Annotated in this window: 19 protein-coding genes; 13 read left to right on the top strand and 6 right to left on the bottom strand. The window is 56.2% G+C overall.

Annotated features, from left to right (window positions below):
• Positions 1-47: 47 nt before the first annotated feature.
• Entirely contained in the window at positions 48-185 is a 138-nt protein-coding gene (locus QMZ29_RS04995) for a hypothetical protein (RefSeq protein ID WP_162837928.1), read from the bottom strand.
• 294 nt (positions 186-479) lie between these two features.
• Between QMZ29_RS04995 and QMZ29_RS04990 the strand changes: the two genes are divergently transcribed.
• Together QMZ29_RS04990 and QMZ29_RS04985 are read left to right on the top strand one after the other, a co-directional pair.
• Entirely contained in the window at positions 480-1,598 is a 1,119-nt protein-coding gene (locus QMZ29_RS04990; RefSeq protein ID WP_025302537.1) for an AI-2E family transporter, read from the top strand.
• Positions 1,599-1,691: 93 nt separating this feature from the next.
• Complete coding sequence (locus QMZ29_RS04985) at positions 1,692-1,904, top strand: hypothetical protein (protein WP_089195803.1); 213 nt, start codon at positions 1,692-1,694, stop codon at positions 1,902-1,904.
• Here QMZ29_RS04985 and QMZ29_RS04980 read toward each other — a convergent pair.
• Positions 1,901-2,320: a GNAT family N-acetyltransferase gene (locus tag QMZ29_RS04980; RefSeq protein ID WP_060447272.1), complete on the bottom strand. Its 420-nt coding sequence runs from the start codon at positions 2,318-2,320 to the stop codon at positions 1,901-1,903. The two genes, QMZ29_RS04985 and QMZ29_RS04980, sit on opposite strands and share 4 nt — an antisense overlap.
• Before the next feature lie 145 nt (positions 2,321-2,465).
• Between QMZ29_RS04980 and QMZ29_RS04975 the strand changes: the two genes are divergently transcribed.
• On the top strand, positions 2,466-2,756 hold the full coding sequence (locus tag QMZ29_RS04975) for a hypothetical protein (protein WP_025302534.1): 291 nt from the start codon (positions 2,466-2,468) through the stop codon (positions 2,754-2,756).
• A 168-nt stretch (positions 2,757-2,924) separates the two neighbouring features.
• Positions 2,925-3,461: a GNAT family N-acetyltransferase gene (locus tag QMZ29_RS04970; RefSeq protein WP_043141464.1), complete on the top strand. Its 537-nt coding sequence runs from the start codon at positions 2,925-2,927 to the stop codon at positions 3,459-3,461.
• Between the two features lie 116 nt (positions 3,462-3,577).
• On the opposite strand, the gene tolA is transcribed toward QMZ29_RS04970, so the two are convergent.
• Positions 3,578-4,018 carry a cell envelope integrity protein TolA gene (gene tolA, locus QMZ29_RS04965; protein WP_261425650.1) on the bottom strand — a complete coding sequence of 147 codons (441 nt, stop codon included), beginning with the start codon at positions 4,016-4,018 and terminating at the stop codon, positions 3,578-3,580.
• A gap of 352 nt (positions 4,019-4,370) precedes the next feature.
• On the opposite strand from tolA, the gene QMZ29_RS04960 reads away from it, so the two are divergent.
• From QMZ29_RS04960 to uspF, 3 genes are all read left to right on the top strand, one after another.
• On the top strand, positions 4,371-4,604 hold the full coding sequence (locus tag QMZ29_RS04960) for a YgdI/YgdR family lipoprotein (RefSeq protein WP_019454814.1): 234 nt from the start codon (positions 4,371-4,373) through the stop codon (positions 4,602-4,604).
• A 12-nt stretch (positions 4,605-4,616) separates the two neighbouring features.
• Entirely contained in the window at positions 4,617-4,844 is a 228-nt protein-coding gene (locus QMZ29_RS04955) for a YgdI/YgdR family lipoprotein (RefSeq protein WP_025302531.1), read from the top strand.
• Between the two features lie 218 nt (positions 4,845-5,062).
• Positions 5,063-5,512 (top strand): universal stress protein UspF, encoded by a 450-nt coding sequence (uspF, locus tag QMZ29_RS04950; protein WP_049204198.1) that lies wholly within the window; start codon positions 5,063-5,065, stop codon positions 5,510-5,512.
• Between the two features lie 345 nt (positions 5,513-5,857).
• On the opposite strand, the gene QMZ29_RS04945 is transcribed toward uspF, so the two are convergent.
• Entirely contained in the window at positions 5,858-6,757 is a 900-nt protein-coding gene (locus QMZ29_RS04945) for an HNH endonuclease (RefSeq protein WP_025302529.1), read from the bottom strand.
• 210 nt (positions 6,758-6,967) lie between these two features.
• On the bottom strand, positions 6,968-8,221 hold the full coding sequence (icd, locus tag QMZ29_RS04940; protein WP_015377612.1) for an NADP-dependent isocitrate dehydrogenase: 1,254 nt from the start codon (positions 8,219-8,221) through the stop codon (positions 6,968-6,970).
• 131 nt (positions 8,222-8,352) lie between these two features.
• Between icd and rluE the strand changes: the two genes are divergently transcribed.
• The 4 genes from rluE (at position 8,353) to mnmA (ending at position 11,003) form a co-directional block, all read left to right on the top strand.
• Positions 8,353-8,979 carry a 23S rRNA pseudouridine(2457) synthase RluE gene (rluE, locus tag QMZ29_RS04935; RefSeq protein ID WP_197815616.1) on the top strand — a complete coding sequence of 209 codons (627 nt, stop codon included), beginning with the start codon at positions 8,353-8,355 and terminating at the stop codon, positions 8,977-8,979.
• Between the two features lie 22 nt (positions 8,980-9,001).
• A complete protein-coding gene (locus QMZ29_RS04930; RefSeq protein WP_141969304.1) occupies positions 9,002-9,340 on the top strand; it encodes a lysozyme inhibitor LprI family protein in 339 nt (112 codons plus the stop codon).
• 9 nt (positions 9,341-9,349) lie between these two features.
• Positions 9,350-9,796 carry an NUDIX hydrolase gene (locus tag QMZ29_RS04925; RefSeq protein WP_049208756.1) on the top strand — a complete coding sequence of 149 codons (447 nt, stop codon included), beginning with the start codon at positions 9,350-9,352 and terminating at the stop codon, positions 9,794-9,796.
• A gap of 106 nt (positions 9,797-9,902) precedes the next feature.
• Positions 9,903-11,003, top strand: a complete 1,101-nt coding sequence (gene mnmA / locus QMZ29_RS04920) for a tRNA 2-thiouridine(34) synthase MnmA (protein ID WP_060440158.1) — start codon at positions 9,903-9,905, stop codon at positions 11,001-11,003.
• Positions 11,004-11,054: 51 nt separating this feature from the next.
• On the opposite strand, the gene kup is transcribed toward mnmA, so the two are convergent.
• A complete protein-coding gene (gene kup / locus QMZ29_RS04915; RefSeq protein WP_261425640.1) occupies positions 11,055-12,923 on the bottom strand; it encodes a low affinity potassium transporter Kup in 1,869 nt (622 codons plus the stop codon).
• A gap of 331 nt (positions 12,924-13,254) precedes the next feature.
• Between kup and hflD the strand changes: the two genes are divergently transcribed.
• On the top strand, positions 13,255-13,881 hold the full coding sequence (gene hflD / locus QMZ29_RS04910; protein WP_025302523.1) for a high frequency lysogenization protein HflD: 627 nt from the start codon (positions 13,255-13,257) through the stop codon (positions 13,879-13,881).
• 22 nt (positions 13,882-13,903) lie between these two features.
• Positions 13,904-15,274: an adenylosuccinate lyase gene (purB, locus tag QMZ29_RS04905; protein ID WP_033652066.1), complete on the top strand. Its 1,371-nt coding sequence runs from the start codon at positions 13,904-13,906 to the stop codon at positions 15,272-15,274.
• The last annotated feature ends 115 nt before the right edge of the window (positions 15,275-15,389 follow it).

The following is a 15,389-nucleotide window of genomic DNA, read 5'->3' as shown; positions in this document are numbered from 1 at the left end:
CTGTTTGTTATAAGCGGTACTGAATTTTCCCTGGTGCAGGTGCCTGCCTATCGCGAAGGATAAGGCCAATGATGATCGAGACCCGACAATGACAATGCGCCAGTGGCCGCGAAATACACCAGCAGGCCGGCAAAGGCGATCAGTAGCGTTTTCTCGATGACACCGAGTCGTTTGTGTTCAGTCATTTGCATACTCCTTCGTGATATCGGACGAAAGGCCGCCCTCCTAAAAACTAGGAAAGCCTGGCGCAGGCGGCAAGCGCGGCTCACAAAATGAAACACAATCGATAAATTTTGTTAATTATTTAGCCCTCTTTCTTTTCTCGCGCCGCCGCCTGTTCACCCTGCAGCGCCCGCCTTTCCCTTAGTAACCCTATGGTATACGCCGTTAAAAATCCCCTACCGGTTAAGCAAAGGTGATGATAGTGTTGTTTTCATTCAGTTCATCTATGCTGAAAATTCATCTTTTGAGGGACGACTATGATGTCTAAAGGCATTTCCAAGGGATTCTTTATTCTGATCCTGTTCATCGTTACGGCCGCCTTTCTCGACGTGCTGGGGCCTTATTACTCCTCAGTGCTGTGGGCGGTTATTCTGGCGGTGATTTTCCATCCGGTGAAAAAGAAGTTGAAGCAGTACGTCGGCGAACGCAACGGCGTAGTGTCGCTGCTGACGGTGGCACTGATCTGTCTGATCGTGTTCACGCCGTTGGCGATCATCGCCTCATCGCTGGCGATGGAATTCAACGTGATCTACACCAAGCTGCAAACCAACAATAGCCAATTGCCGACCATGCTGGCGGACTTTATGCGTCACCTGCCCGGCTGGGCGCAGCGCTTCCTGGCGGAGCATAACCTCAACAGCGCCGCCGAGATCCAAAAGCAGCTTTCCGACGTGGCGCTCAAGGGCGGGCAATATCTGGCGGGCAGCGTCTTCCTGATCGGCAAAGGCACCTTCAACTTCGTCGTCGGCTTCGGCGTGATGCTCTACCTGCTGTTCTTCCTGCTGAAAGACGGCCCCTATCTGGTGAACCTGGCGCTCGAAGCGCTGCCGCTCTCCCAGCACGTGAAGCACCACCTGTTCGTGAAGTTCGCCGCCGTCTCCCGCGCCACCGTCAAGGGCACGGTGGTGGTCGCCGTGGTGCAAGGTGCGCTCGGCGGGCTGGCATTTTACTTTACCGGCATCGACGGCAGCCTGCTGTGGGGCGCGCTGATGGCGTTCCTGTCGATCATCCCGGCCGTGGGCTCCGCCATCATCTGGGTACCGGCGGTGATCTACTTCTTCGCCACCGGCATGCTGTGGAAAGCCATTTTCCTGGTGGTATTCTTCGTGGTGGTGATCGGCCTGGTGGACAACATTCTGCGCCCACTGCTGGTAGGCAAAGACACCAAAATGCCGGACTACCTGATCCTGATCTCCACCCTGGGCGGCATGGAGATTTACGGCATCAACGGCTTCGTCATCGGGCCCTTGATCGCCGCGCTGTTCATCGCCTGCTGGAACATCCTGTCCGGCCGCGACAGCGAGGAGAACATCGAAGAGATCGACGAAGAATTCATCGAGGAAGGCAAAAATCATCCCGACGCGGCGGCGGAGTAACCCTCTCGCAGCGAATCACACAGGGGCCCAATTGGGCCCCTTTTTTTGTCTGTGGTATCCTTGCCCGGCTCACAAGGAAGAACGGGTTTCATTATGCTTATTTTTTACGCCACGTTGGCCATCGCCTTCACTCTGCTGTGCCTGTTAGCCTTTATCTATTGCGCCTATCAGCTGTCAAAACACGGTGACGTCAGGTTTTTGGCCTCGCTTTCGGTGCTGATCTTCGCGCTGCTGGCCTTCTATGCCGCTTATGGTTACGTCAGCACCTGGCTGCAACAGCAGGCGGTCGATGTCCGGCTGTATTAGCGCTGCGGGATGAAAAAGACCTGCTCCGGGTCGCCGTCATCGAGATTGTCAATTTGGCCGCTGGCGACAAACCCGGCGTTCAACAGCAGCCGCTGCATCGGCAGGTTGGAACGATTGGTGGAGGTGAACAGCTTCGGATGTCGGCAATGGGATTTCAACGCCGCAATCAGCGCCTGCCCGACGCCCCGGCGGCGATAGCGCTCGCCGACCATCAGCATCTCGACAAAGCCGCAGCCGAAGAAGTGATAGTGCAGCACACCGTAGCCCATCACCACGCCCCGTTCTTCGGCAAGATAGCAGACACTCTGTGCGCACCAGGTGCGGATCTGCGCCGCGCGCTGCGGCTCGTCTTCGGCGACGCTGTCGAGGGCGATCAGGGCTGCGGCATCGGTTTCAGTGGCAAGACGAACACACATGTTTACCCCTCATTCTTATGAGTGACGGCGACACCGCTTCAACGAAACGGCAACCGAAGCGGGATAACTTTTACATCCCCGCCGAATTTTGTAATCCTATTATAGAGTTACTAAAACACACGCCAAGGAAGGAAAGCATTTCCCGATGAGAATACCGCAAATCTCCGCCGCCCTGCTGTTTACCCTGCTGCTGGCGGGCTGCCAGTTCCACAAAACCGTGTTCCCGCCGCCGTATATCGGCACCCCGCAAGAGATCAGCACCTACGAAGTGAAAGGGCTGACGTTCGTCACCACCGTCACCTTCAGCGGCCTGTTCGCCGAAGATCTGGTGCGCGAATACGCACAGAAACATCACTATCGCTACTATGTGGTAACGATGCGCAGCAACGGTTTTAAAGATCGGGCCGAGCGCGTGAGCGCGATGATGTATCGGTAATACCAAACAAGTAGCCGGCGCGTTAAACCCAATGATAAAGTGATTTGCGACAAAGAGCTTGCCCGCACCTTAGCCGTAACCTTGTCATCTGCGCGCCAAGACGGGAAATTATCGCTCGTTCTCTCTGGGTAACATTACGATACGCTGCAACGCAGAAAAGGAACCGTTATGCCTTTACTCCCTGCCGTGCACATCGAAACCGAACGGTTGATATTACGTCCTCACAACCTGGCCGATTTCGATGCCTGGTATGCCATGTTTACAGATAAGGAACTGTTCAAATTTATCAGCGCCCCCACTCTTTCACCTGAAGACGGTTGGAATAGACTACTGCGCTATATTGGCCACTGGTCGGTTTTCGGCTATGGGCTGTTCGCCATATTTCGCAAAGTGGACGGACAGTTCCTGGGCGAGACCGGGTTGGCGGATTTTCATCGGGGTCTGGGCAATGACTTCGATGGGAGCCCTGAAGCCGCATGGATTATTGCCCGGGAGGCGCAAGGTCAGGGAGTCGCGCAAGAAGCGGCTGCCGCAGCGCATCAATGGATTGACAGCACGTTATCACCCGCTCAAACAGTTTGCCTTATCGGTGAAAACAATCGGCCTTCCGTTAAAATAGCTCAACATCTGGGTTACCAAATATTTGGCCAATGCGAATACAAAGGAGCATCTTGCTTAAAACTAAGACGGACAATAAAGACTTAAATCTAAATCCACCAGCCGCACAGGCTGGTGGAAGTCACGTGAACACCTAAATTTTTTACTAAAAGATCCCGCTGCAAAACACTGCGTTATCCCAACCCCTTATTTCATCTAGCTGCTTAAGGACGCAGTTGCAACGTGATAATTTGGAACGCATTATGGGCCCCTGCCGTCGGCGGCTTAGGGAAGCGCGAATCGGCAATTGCCTTCATGGCGGCGCGGCAAAGATCCGGATCGCCTCCTTCAGTTCGAACACCGATTGGCATACCGTCCGGCGCCAGCGTGATACGCAATGTACAGCGTTGGCCTGAGTAAGTGGCGGCGTCTTTTAAATGGCGTTGAATCTCAGCTTGCACCTGAGTCATGTAATGTAATTTCTCTTTCCCCGTCGCAGGCGTCTTTGGGTCGCCAAGGTTGGCGAAAAGATCATCGACCTCTTTATTCACCGGATCGTTTTGGCTGGGGGCTGTGTGCTTCGCACACCCGGTTAATGCCAGTGCGAGCATCGCCGCCAATAATGTGGCGGCGCCGGTTTTGTAGCCTGAATGCGTGATTTTCATATCCCTGTCCTTATGGATGATAGTCAGCCGAAATCAACGTGGTATTCCCAGTGCATACTTATACATAATTAACGCCCAACCACCAGAGACATTGTTAGCATCAAGCATCGGCATGCGGAGTATCGTGAGCCGATGATGACATGAAGCCATAGCGCCCTCACCGGGCAGTACGTCTGCGTATCCTGACCTATCGATAACGTTGTTATCCGAACGATCAATCACCCCATCAATAAATTAAGAAATTCTTAATTTTTTATCGCATTAAAAGCACTTTTAACGCTAGCAATCTGGAGATTCTGCCTATACTTACTTTCCTGCCATTAAATTCATTTAAGTAACCAGGATGGTAAGTATGAAAAGTAAACGACTCTTTGCCGCGCTTCTTACTGCGACCACGGTGATGTTCATGGCGGGCTGCGCTTCCAATCAGGCGATTAAAACAACGGATGGCAAGACTATTGTCACCGACGGCAAGCCTCAAGTCGATAAAGATACCGGGTTAGTCTCCTACCGAAATGCAGAAACGGGCAAAACGGAACAGATCAATCGAGACCAGATTGCAAACATGAGTGAGTTGGATAACTAAAAGGAGCTTCAAATGAAAAAAGCGCTTGTTCTTCCCGCGATCGCCCTGGTTGCTATCGCCACACTGTCAGGCTGCACACGCACCAGCTACGCTATTCATACCCACGATGGCCGAACGCTCATCAGTGACGGTAAACCGAAAGAAACCTCTGCCGGTTTGCTCGGTTATACCGATGCCAATGGCGTTAAACAGCAAATCAACAAGACGGAAGTCAAAGAGGTTTCAGAGATCCCTCATTAAGGTTCCGATAATCTTAGCCCGCTAAAACCTAGGGAGCCCATGGCTCCCTCCCAACTCAAACACCAACCGTGCCTGCCCGCGTTTAATGAGAACGTCGATAACCACCTGACATTTCAGCAGACAACGTTCTCAGGTTTGCCATACGGATCTCCCCTTTCCCGGCGTCGAACGGCTATAATCCAAGAAGTGGAGTTATTTGATAACGATAAGGAGGGAGTATGTACAAAACTATTTTGGTTCCCGTGGATATTACCGAGCCGGAATTAACACAGCAGGTCATCCCGCATGTCAATGCGCTCGCCAGGCTCGAAGACTCCCACGTCCATTTCCTGGCGGTGATCCCGTCTCGCGCCACCTACGCGGCCTTCGGCTTTGCCGCCACCGCGGCGGTGGAAACCAAAGATGAAACTATTGCGGTAGCGACCGAGGGGCTGGCAAAAGCGGCGAAACAATTCAGCGTTCCCGAGGATAGAGTGACCACCCATGTGGCCGTCGGCGATCCCAAAGATCAGATCCTGGAACTCGCTGATGCGCTTAACGCGGAGATTATTGTGATGGGTTCCAACCGCCCTTCTGCAATGACTTACCTCCTCGGCTCGAATGCCACCGCCGTCGTCCGCCACGCCAATTGCCCGGTGCTGGTCGTGCGTGAATCGGCTAACGTTTGATATCTCTTACTCATTTGAACAATAAAAAACGGGAGCCCTAAGGCTCCCGCTCCCATTCAAGCGCCAAACACGCTTACATGTGTTTAATGATAGCATCGCAAGATTACTAGGCAGCGTTTGAATCTAGAGTGTATGACCAGCGATTTTCAACATTACTGATAACAACATCGATACATGGTCAATGCGATACTATCGGCCATAATCACAGTGACATGCCCCCATGGATTAATACAGTTCGCACTCTATCGAAAGTCCGCTTCTGGCAGAGAACTGCCCATCAGATTGGGATTGGTTCTGTACCGTATCAGGTCTGAACTAATACACTTGAGGGTCCCCCTCAAGCTTTTACTCTTTCTCGAACCCAAACGTCACGCGGTGCCGTTTTAAGTATTTTTTATTCTCCCCAAACAGCCCATCAATTTTTGAGTCCAAGGGAATTTTTAAATCATGAAGCAAACCTGCATATTCTTTCTTGTGCAATAAGCGTCCATTATCATCAAAACTGATCATGCCCCGGTCGAACAATCTGTCCAGGTTAGGAATCAGGGGGAATCCGTTGTAAGGGTCAACTTTCTCTTTGTCATTTGAGATAGACCACGAAACAATATGAGAAGCGGTTAGCATTGACTCAAGCGCAATGCCGGTGACCGCACATTTTCCGCCCCACTTCTTAAATAATTTATCGCGGTAGGGGCCGTGACCAACGCGAGCCTGAATGACGGCTGCTTTAGTGCTTCCTCTCGCCTCTTTTACCGTGGCCGTCTGTTTATTGAAGTCTATTGAAACGTTATCGTTAATAAAACTTGCTATCATTTTTGCTGCAGCCTCGGGTATTTCGCACATGTAAGTCTGCGTACAAAACCCGTTTTCAGCAAAAACTGTTGGCCGACTTAACTCATTAAACACAGTCAGAAATATGTCACTGAACTGCAAAACATCGATCGGGTGCTCTAAAACGGTCAAATCTACTTCTACTCGGGTACCTTCACGCTCCCACTTATCAAAAGATCGATTAGGTGGCCGCGGTGCATCATCAGCATCGGCTGTAGCAGTCGCTACATAGACAATCTCTCGATCCTTATTACAAAAGATGACGTCACCTGCTTTTACATCCTTCACTGTCTCCCAGGAGGCATTACTAAACTTTTTCCCGTGCTTATTCATGCCATATTGTGGAGCCCAGAGGAAATTTTGTTCTTTAACCTCATTAAAACTGCTACCAATATTCACCCAGAAAAAGCTCATTAACACTCCTTGTAGAATTTTATCTCATGCAAAAAAATGCGGCTGCAGGTAGTTTATCGTCCATTTCATTGCAAAGTTTAGACGCAGCTCAACCTTTAGATCTATACGCTCTAAAGCGCCAAAATGGCCGAGTTTTGATAACCGTTGCAGTTTGAATAATAAAAAACGGGAACCATCAGGCTCCCGTTATCATTTAACGCTAAAACACCATTACATGTGTTTAACGATAGCGTCGCCAAACTCTGAACATTTCAGCAGCTTAGCGCCTTCCATCAGGCGTTCGAAGTCATAGGTCACGGTCTTGGCAGCGATTGCGCCCTCCATGCCTTTAACAATCAGGTCAGCCGCTTCGAACCAACCCATGTGGCGCAACATCATCTCTGCGGACAGGATGATGGAGCCTGGGTTCACTTTGTCCTGGCCGGCGTACTTCGGCGCGGTGCCGTGAGTCGCTTCGAACAGCGCGCAGTCGGAGCCGATGTTGGCGCCCGGCGCGATACCGATGCCGCCAACCTGGGCCGCCAGGGCGTCGGAGATGTAGTCGCCGTTCAGGTTCATACAGGCGATCACGTCGTATTCCGCCGGGCGCAGCAGGATTTGCTGCAGGAAGGCGTCGGCGATCACGTCTTTAACCACGATCTCTTTGCCGGTGTTCGGGTTCTTGATCTTCAGCCATGGGCCGCCGTCGATCAGCTCGCCGCCGAACTCTTCGCGCGCCAGCTCATAGCCCCAATCCTTGAAGGCACCTTCGGTGAACTTCATGATGTTGCCTTTGTGAACCAGGGTCACGGAGTCGCGGTCGTTGGTGATGGCGTATTCGATCGCCGCACGCACCAGACGCTTGGTCCCTTCTTCGGAGCATGGCTTCACGCCGATACCGCACTGCTCTGGGAAGCGGATTTTCTTCACGCCCATTTCGTCGCGCAGGAATTTGATCACTTTGTCCGCTTCGGCGGAGCCGGCTTTCCACTCGATGCCGGCGTAGATGTCTTCGGCGTTTTCGCGGAAGATCACCATGTCGGTCAGCTCAGGCTGTTTCACCGGGCTTGGGGTACCCTGGTAGTAACGCACCGGGCGCAGGCACACGTACAGGTCCAGCTGCTGGCGCAGGGCCACGTTCAGAGAACGGATGCCGCCGCCGACCGGGGTGGTCAGGGGGCCTTTGATGGCGACGCGGTAGTCGCGGATCAGGTCCAGAGTTTCGTCCGGCAGCCACACGTCTTTACCGTAAACGTGGGTAGATTTTTCGCCGGTGTAGATTTCCATCCAGGAGATTTTACGTTCGCCGTGGTAAGCCTTTTTAACGGCCGCATCAACCACGTGGATCATGGCAGGAGTCACGTCAACGCCGATGCCGTCGCCTTCGATGAACGGGATGATCGGGTTATGAGGAACAACCAGTTTACCCTGGGCGTCAACCGTGATTTTTTTACCTTCTGCCGGAACAACTACTTTGCTTTCCATCAACCTCTCCTTCAAGCGCAATTTTGTTAATGCTTTGTAAGATGCGTGTAGATACTACTTGAATATTCGGTCCGCGCCAATCCGAAACGGATTCGGTTATAATGCGCTTATCATCCGTAATCTCAACTGTTATGAAAAAATTCTCTGTTAGAAATCACAACGTTAAACGATTCAGCAAGCCGAATGCCGCCAAACCTGCCGCGCCGAAAGGGCCGCGCCGAATTGTGTTATTCAACAAGCCCTTCGACGTGCTGCCGCAGTTCACCGACGAAGCCGGCCGCGCCACGCTGAAAGAGTACATCCCCTTCCCCGACGTTTACGCCGCCGGGCGTCTGGATCGCGATAGCGAAGGGCTGCTGGTGCTGACCAACGACGGCCAGCTGCAGGCGCAGCTCACCCAGCCGGGCAAACGCACCGGCAAAATCTATTATGTGCAGGTCGAAGGCGCGCCGCAGGAAAGCGATCTGGCGCCATTGCGCTGCGGCGTTACGCTGAAAGACGGCCCCACGCTGCCCGCCGGTGTTGAGTTGGTGGCCGAGCCGCAGTGGCTGTGGCCGCGCAACCCGCCGATCCGCGAACGTAAATCCATCCCCACCCGTTGGCTGAAAATCACCCTGTTCGAAGGGCGAAACCGCCAGGTGCGTCGCATGACGGCGCATATCGGGTTCCCTACCCTGCGCCTGATTCGCTACAGTATGGGTAATCTTTCGCTGGGTTCACTGCAGCCTGGTGAATGGAAAAGCATCGATTCTCTGTAGACCGATAACTGATGGAGTCGCCATGAAATTCACGCCGATCGCGCTACTGCTCGCCGCTCTGGCGGCCCCGTTCGCCGCCCAGGCCGCCAGCTTCGACTGCGCCAAGGCGGCAAACCGCGATGAGCAAGCCATCTGCGCCAACCGCACGCTGAACGATCTGGACGTGCAAATGGCTACCAAGTACCAATTCCTGCGCGGCCTGTTCGCCATGGGCGCGCGCGGCGCGATGCAGGACAGCCAACAGGCCTGGCTGGCAAAACGCCAGCGGTGCGGCGGCGATACCGCCTGCCTGCTGCAAAGCTACCGCACCCGCATCGCCGAGCTGGACGACATCTACCGGCGTATCGACAAACCGCTGTAAGGAGACCGCATGTTCAAACCGCACGTCACCGTGGCCTGCGTGGTACACGCCGCCGGCAAATTTTTGGTGGTCGAAGAGACCATCAACGGCAAAGCGCTGTGGAATCAGCCGGCCGGCCACCTGGAGGCCGACGAGACGCTGGTGCAGGCCGCCGAGCGCGAGCTGTGGGAAGAGACCGGTATCCGCGCCACGCCGCAGGCGTTCCTGCGCCTGCACCAGTGGATAGCGCCGGATCGCACGCCGTTTCTGCGTTTTTGCTTCGTTATCGAGCTGGAACAGCCGCTGCCGACCAAGCCGCACGACAGCGACATCGATCGCTGCCTGTGGCTGAGCGCCGACGAGATTTTGCAGGCGCCCAACCTGCGTTCCGCGCTGGTGGCGGAGAGCATTCGCAGCTACCAGCAGCCGGAGCGCTATCCGCTGTCGCTGGTCGGCAGCTTCGCCTGGCCGTTTTAAGGGCGCCGAGCAGCACAAGATGACCAGTGCGCCGGCGCGGCCAACGTGGTAAAATCCTGCGCTTGTTTTTATCAGCACGGTTCGTGTTCAAGTTCGTGAGATCCCCATGTCAGACAACAGCCAGAAAAAAGTAATCGTCGGTATGTCCGGCGGCGTCGACTCCTCCGTTACCGCCTATCTGTTACAGCAACAGGGCTATCAGGTCGCTGGGCTGTTCATGAAAAACTGGGAAGAAGACGACGACGAAGAGTACTGCTCCGCCGCGACCGATCTGGCCGACGCGCAAGCGGTCTGCGACAAGCTGGGCATCGAACTGCACACGGTGAACTTCGCGGCGGAATACTGGGACAACGTGTTTGAGCTGTTCCTGGAAGAGTACAAGGCCGGCCGCACGCCGAACCCGGACATCCTGTGCAATAAAGAGATCAAATTCAAAGCCTTCCTGGAGTTTGCCGCCGAAGATCTGGGGGCCGATTTTATCGCCACCGGCCACTACGTGCGTCGCCAGGACGTGGACGGCAAGAGCCGCCTGCTGCGCGGCGTCGACGGCAACAAAGATCAGAGCTACTTCCTCTATACCCTGAGCCACGAGCAGGTGGCGCAAAGCCTGTTCCCGGTCGGGGAGTTGGAGAAGCCGGAGGTGCGCCGCATCGCCGAGCAACTGGAGCTGGTCACCGCCAAGAAGAAAGACTCCACCGGTATCTGCTTTATCGGCGAACGTAAATTCCGCGACTTCCTCGGCCGCTACCTGCCGGCGCAGCCGGGCCCGATCGTCAGCGTCGACGGCCAGACCGTCGGCGAACACCAGGGCCTGATGTATCACACCCTGGGCCAGCGCAAAGGGCTGGGCATCGGCGGTATGAAAGACAGCAGCGAAGATCCATGGTACGTGGTGGATAAAGACGTGGCCAACAACGTGCTGGTGGTCGCGCAGGGGCACGATCACCCGCGTCTGATGTCCGTCGGCCTTATCGCGCAGCAGCTGCACTGGGTTGATCGCCTGCCGCTGAGCGGCCCGTTCCGCTGCACGGTGAAGACCCGCTATCGCCAGCAGGACATCCCTTGCACCGTGACCCCACTCGACGATGAACGCATCGAAGTGCGTTTCGACGAGCCGGTCTCCGCCGTCACCCCCGGCCAGTCGGCGGTGTTCTACCAGGGCGAAATCTGCCTCGGCGGCGGCATCATCGAACAGCGCCTGGCGTAATTCGCCTGCCGCCCAAGAAAAACGCTGCGTTTACCGCAGCGTTTTTTTTATTCAAAATTCAACCTGCGCCCCCAGCTCGATCACCCGGTTCGGCGGGATTTCGAACAGGTCCGGCGCCCGCAGCGCGTTGCGTTGCAACAGCTGGAACACCTTGCCGCGAATGCGCAAATACCAGGGCCGCTTGCCCAGCACCAGCGTATCGCGCGACATGAAGAACGAGGTCTCGTTCATGGTGAAGCTCATCCCTTCCAGGCCGCAGCGGTAAAGAATGTCCGTCACGTTGGGCGTCTCACGCCAGCCGTAGCTTGCCACCACCCGCCAAAAGCTCGCCGACAGCTGTTCGATCGCCACCCGCTGCACGTTGTGCACGTACGGCATGTCGGTGGTGACGATGGTCAGCAGCACCACGCGCTCATGCAGCACCTTGTTGTGCTTCAGGTTGTGCAACAATACCAGCGGCACCGCATGCGGCGTGCGCTCCATAAACACCGCGGTGCCCGGCACCCGCTTCGGCGGCGCCTTCTCCAGCGACTCGATCAGCGCGCTCAGCCCTTCCTGATTGTCGCGCAGCCGGCGGATCAGGCGCGAACGCTCGGTCTTCCAGGTCAGCATGATCAACAGAATGGTCAGCCCCAGCGCCACCGGCAGCCAGCCGCCGGTCGCCAGCTTGATCAGGTTGGCACCGAACAGCGGTACGTCGATGCACAGCATGACCAGCAGCATCAGTCCGCCCAGCGCGCGCGGCCAGCCCCAGTTTTTCACCGCCACGATGCTCAGCAAAATCGACGACAGCAGCATGGTGCCGGTCACCACGATGCCGTAAGCCGAGGCCAGGTTGCTGGAGTGTTTGAAACTGATAATCACGATCAGCACCGCCGCGAACAGCAGCCAGTTCACCACCGGAATGTAAATCTGCCCGGACTCCTGATCGGAGGTATAGATGATGCGCATCGGTGGCAGGTAGCCCAGCCGCACTGCCTGGCGCGTCAGCGAGAACACGCCGGAGATCACCGCCTGCGAGGCGATGACCGTCGCCAGCGTGGCGATCACCAGCAGCGGGATCAGCGCCCAGGTCGGCGCCAGCAGAAAGAACGGGTTGTTGATCGCCGCCGGATTGGCCAGCAGCAGCGCCCCCTGGCCGAAGTAGTTCAGCACCAGCGCCGGCGCCACCAGCGTAAACCACGCCAAACGGATCGGCTTTTTACCGAAGTGGCCCATATCGGCGTACAGCGCTTCGGCACCGGTGACCGACAGCACCACCATGCCCAACGCAAAGAATGACACCGCCTTGTATTCGAGGAAGAAATTCACCGCCCAGTAAGGGTTCAGTGCCCGCAGCACGCCGGGGTGATGCAGAATACCGCCGATGCCCAGCAGCGCCAGCGTCAGGAACCAGATCACCATCGCCGGGGCGAACAATTTGCCGACGCTGCCGGTGCCGCGTTTTTGGATCGCGAACAACGCGGTCAGCACCAGCAGCGACAGCGGCACGATAAAGCTGTCCAGCTCGGGGGCGATAATCTGCAGCCCCTCGATGGCCGAGAGCACCGAAATGGCCGGAGTGATCACCCCGTCACCGTAAAAGAAGCTGCCGCCCACCAGCCCGATCAGCACCGCCGCCGGTACCCAGCGTGCGTCCAGCTTGCGGATCGCCAGCGACATCAGTGTCAGAATGCCTCCCTCGCCGTCGTTGTCGGCACGCATCACAAAACAAATGTACTTAATTGACACCACCAGCGTCAGCAGCCAGAAAATCAGCGACAAAAAGCCGTAAATCGAGGCCGGCGTCAGGGTGATGCCCTCCTCCGCCGTCAGGCATTCGCGCAAGGTATACAGCGGGCTGGTACCGATATCGCCGTACACCACGCCGATGGCCGCCAGCGTTACCGCCGGCAGTGGCTGCTTGTTTTTTACGTGCATATAGAGGTCTTTATTTAAGGGGTCACGTTGGCAGTATAGATGCAGCCACCGCACTTTATTTGTCGCCGCAACAATAAGTTCGCACCGCCGCGCCGGCGATTTTCGCCGCCTATTTGCGCAGTTCTGCGCCGCACGGCGCATCCGCCTTGCCGCAGGCGTATTAGACGCTGGGTTTACCCTCGATTTTGTGGCATGATCCGCGGCATTCGTTGTCATCGTTGTTACAGCCACGCCCGATCGTTCCCGTTCGCGGCCGCCGCCGTTACCCTGGCGATACACACAACCTTATGCAGTAAGCCATGTACCGTTCACAGCGTTTACAGGAGTATTCGTGGCGAAGAATTATTATGACATCACGCTGGCCATGGCGGGCATCAGCCAGGCGGCGCGTTTGGTTCAGCAGCTGGCCCACGAAGGGCAATGCAATCGCGAAGCCTTTCAGACCTCGCTGAAAAGCCTGCTGCAGATGGACCCGCCCTCCACGCTGGCGGTGTTCGGCGGCGAGGAGCGCAATTTGATGGTCGGCCTCGAAACCCTGATGGGCGTGCTTAACGCCAACAACAAAGGGCCGGGCGCGGAACTGACCCGCTACACCATCAGCCTGATGGTGCTGGAGCGCAAGCTCAACGCCAACAAACAGGCGATGAACACGCTCGGTGAACGCCTCGGCCAACTCGAACGCCAGCTGGCGCACTTCGATCTTGAGTCAGACACCATCATCAGCGCGCTGGCCGGCATTTACGTCGACGTGGTCAGCCCGCTCGGGCCGCGTATCCAGGTAACCGGCTCGCCGGCTATCTTGCAGAACCCGCAGGTGCAGGCCAAGGTTCGCGCCACGCTGCTGGCCGGCATTCGCGCCGCCGTGCTGTGGCAACAGGTTGGCGGCAGCCGCCTGCAGTTAATGTTTTCCCGTAATCGTCTGTTCAAGCAGGCGCAAAATATCGTTGCTCATTGTTAATCGATCCCAGGAGTTGCTACCGATGGAATTATCCTCACTGACCGCCGTTTCCCCCGTTGATGGACGCTACGGTGATAAAGTCAGCGCACTGCGCCCCATTTTCAGCGAATACGGTCTGCTGAAATTCCGCGTACAGGTTGAAGTACGTTGGCTGCAAAAACTGGCCGCCTGCGCAGAAATCAAGGAAGTTCCCGCTTTTGACGCCGACGCAAACGCTTTCCTCGACAAAATCGTCGCTGAATTCAACGAAGAAGACGCTCAGCGTATCAAAACCATCGAGCGCACCACCAACCACGACGTGAAAGCGGTCGAGTATTTCCTGAAGGAAAAAGTGGCGGCGGTGCCTGCGCTGCACGCGGTGTCCGAGTTCATCCACTTCGCCTGCACCTCCGAAGACATCAACAACCTGTCGCACGCGCTGATGCTGCAAAGCGCCCGTCAGGACGTGGTGCTGCCTTACTGGCGTAAAATCATCGATGCGCTGAAAGGGCTGGCGCTGGAATACCGCGATATCCCGCTGCTGTCGCGCACCCATGGCCAGCCGGCGACCCCGTCGACCGTCGGCAAAGAGTTCGCCAACGTGGCTTACCGCATGGAGCGCCAATACCGCCAGCTGGAGCGCGTGGAGATCATGGGTAAAATCAACGGCGCGGTCGGCAACTACAACGCCCACATCGTCGCTTACCCGGAAGTGGACTGGCATCAGTTCAGCGAAGCGTTCGTGACCTCGCTCGGCATCACCTGGAACCCGTACACCACCCAGATCGAGCCGCATGACTACATCGCCGAGCTGTTCGACTGCGTAGCGCGTTTCAACACCATTCTGATCGACTTCGACCGCGACATCTGGGGCTACATCGCCCTGAACCACTTCAAGCAGAAGACCATCGCCGGCGAAATCGGTTCTTCCACCATGCCGCACAAGGTCAACCCGATCGACTTCGAAAACTCCGAAGGCAACCTGGGCCTGGCCAACGCCGTGCTGGGCCACCTGGCGGGCAAACTGCCGGTCTCCCGTTGGCAGCGCGACCTGACCGATTCCACCGTGCTGCGTAACCTGGGCGTGGGCCTGGGCTATGCGCTGATCGCCTACCAGGCCACCCTGAAAGGCATCAGCAAGCTGGAAGTGAATCAGGCACACCTGCTGGACGAACTGGATCACAACTGGGAAGTGCTGGCCGAGCCGATCCAGACCGTGATGCGCCGCTACGGCATCGAGAAGCCTTACGAGAAGTTGAAAGAGCTGACCCGCGGCAAGCGCGTGGACGCTGCCGGCATGCAGGCGTTCATCGATGGCCTGGCGCTGCCGGAAGAAGAGAAAACCCGTCTGAAGGCGATGACCCCTGCCAACTACATCGGCCGCGCCACCACCCTGGTCGACGAGCTGAAGTAAGCGCTTTAGCCCGATAAAAAGGCGGCCCGCGGGCCGCCTTTTTGCTTATTATGACCCGTCCTGAATAGCGTTGACACATTTTACTCACGCACAGAGGAAAATGTGATGAACCAGT

It is taken from the genome of Serratia sp. PF-27 (genome assembly GCF_030053255.1).
Taxonomy (GTDB): Bacteria; Pseudomonadota; Gammaproteobacteria; order Enterobacterales; family Enterobacteriaceae; genus Serratia; species Serratia bockelmannii.
Note: the sequence above shows the minus strand (reverse complement) of the source record. Positions and strands in the feature narration are given on the sequence as shown.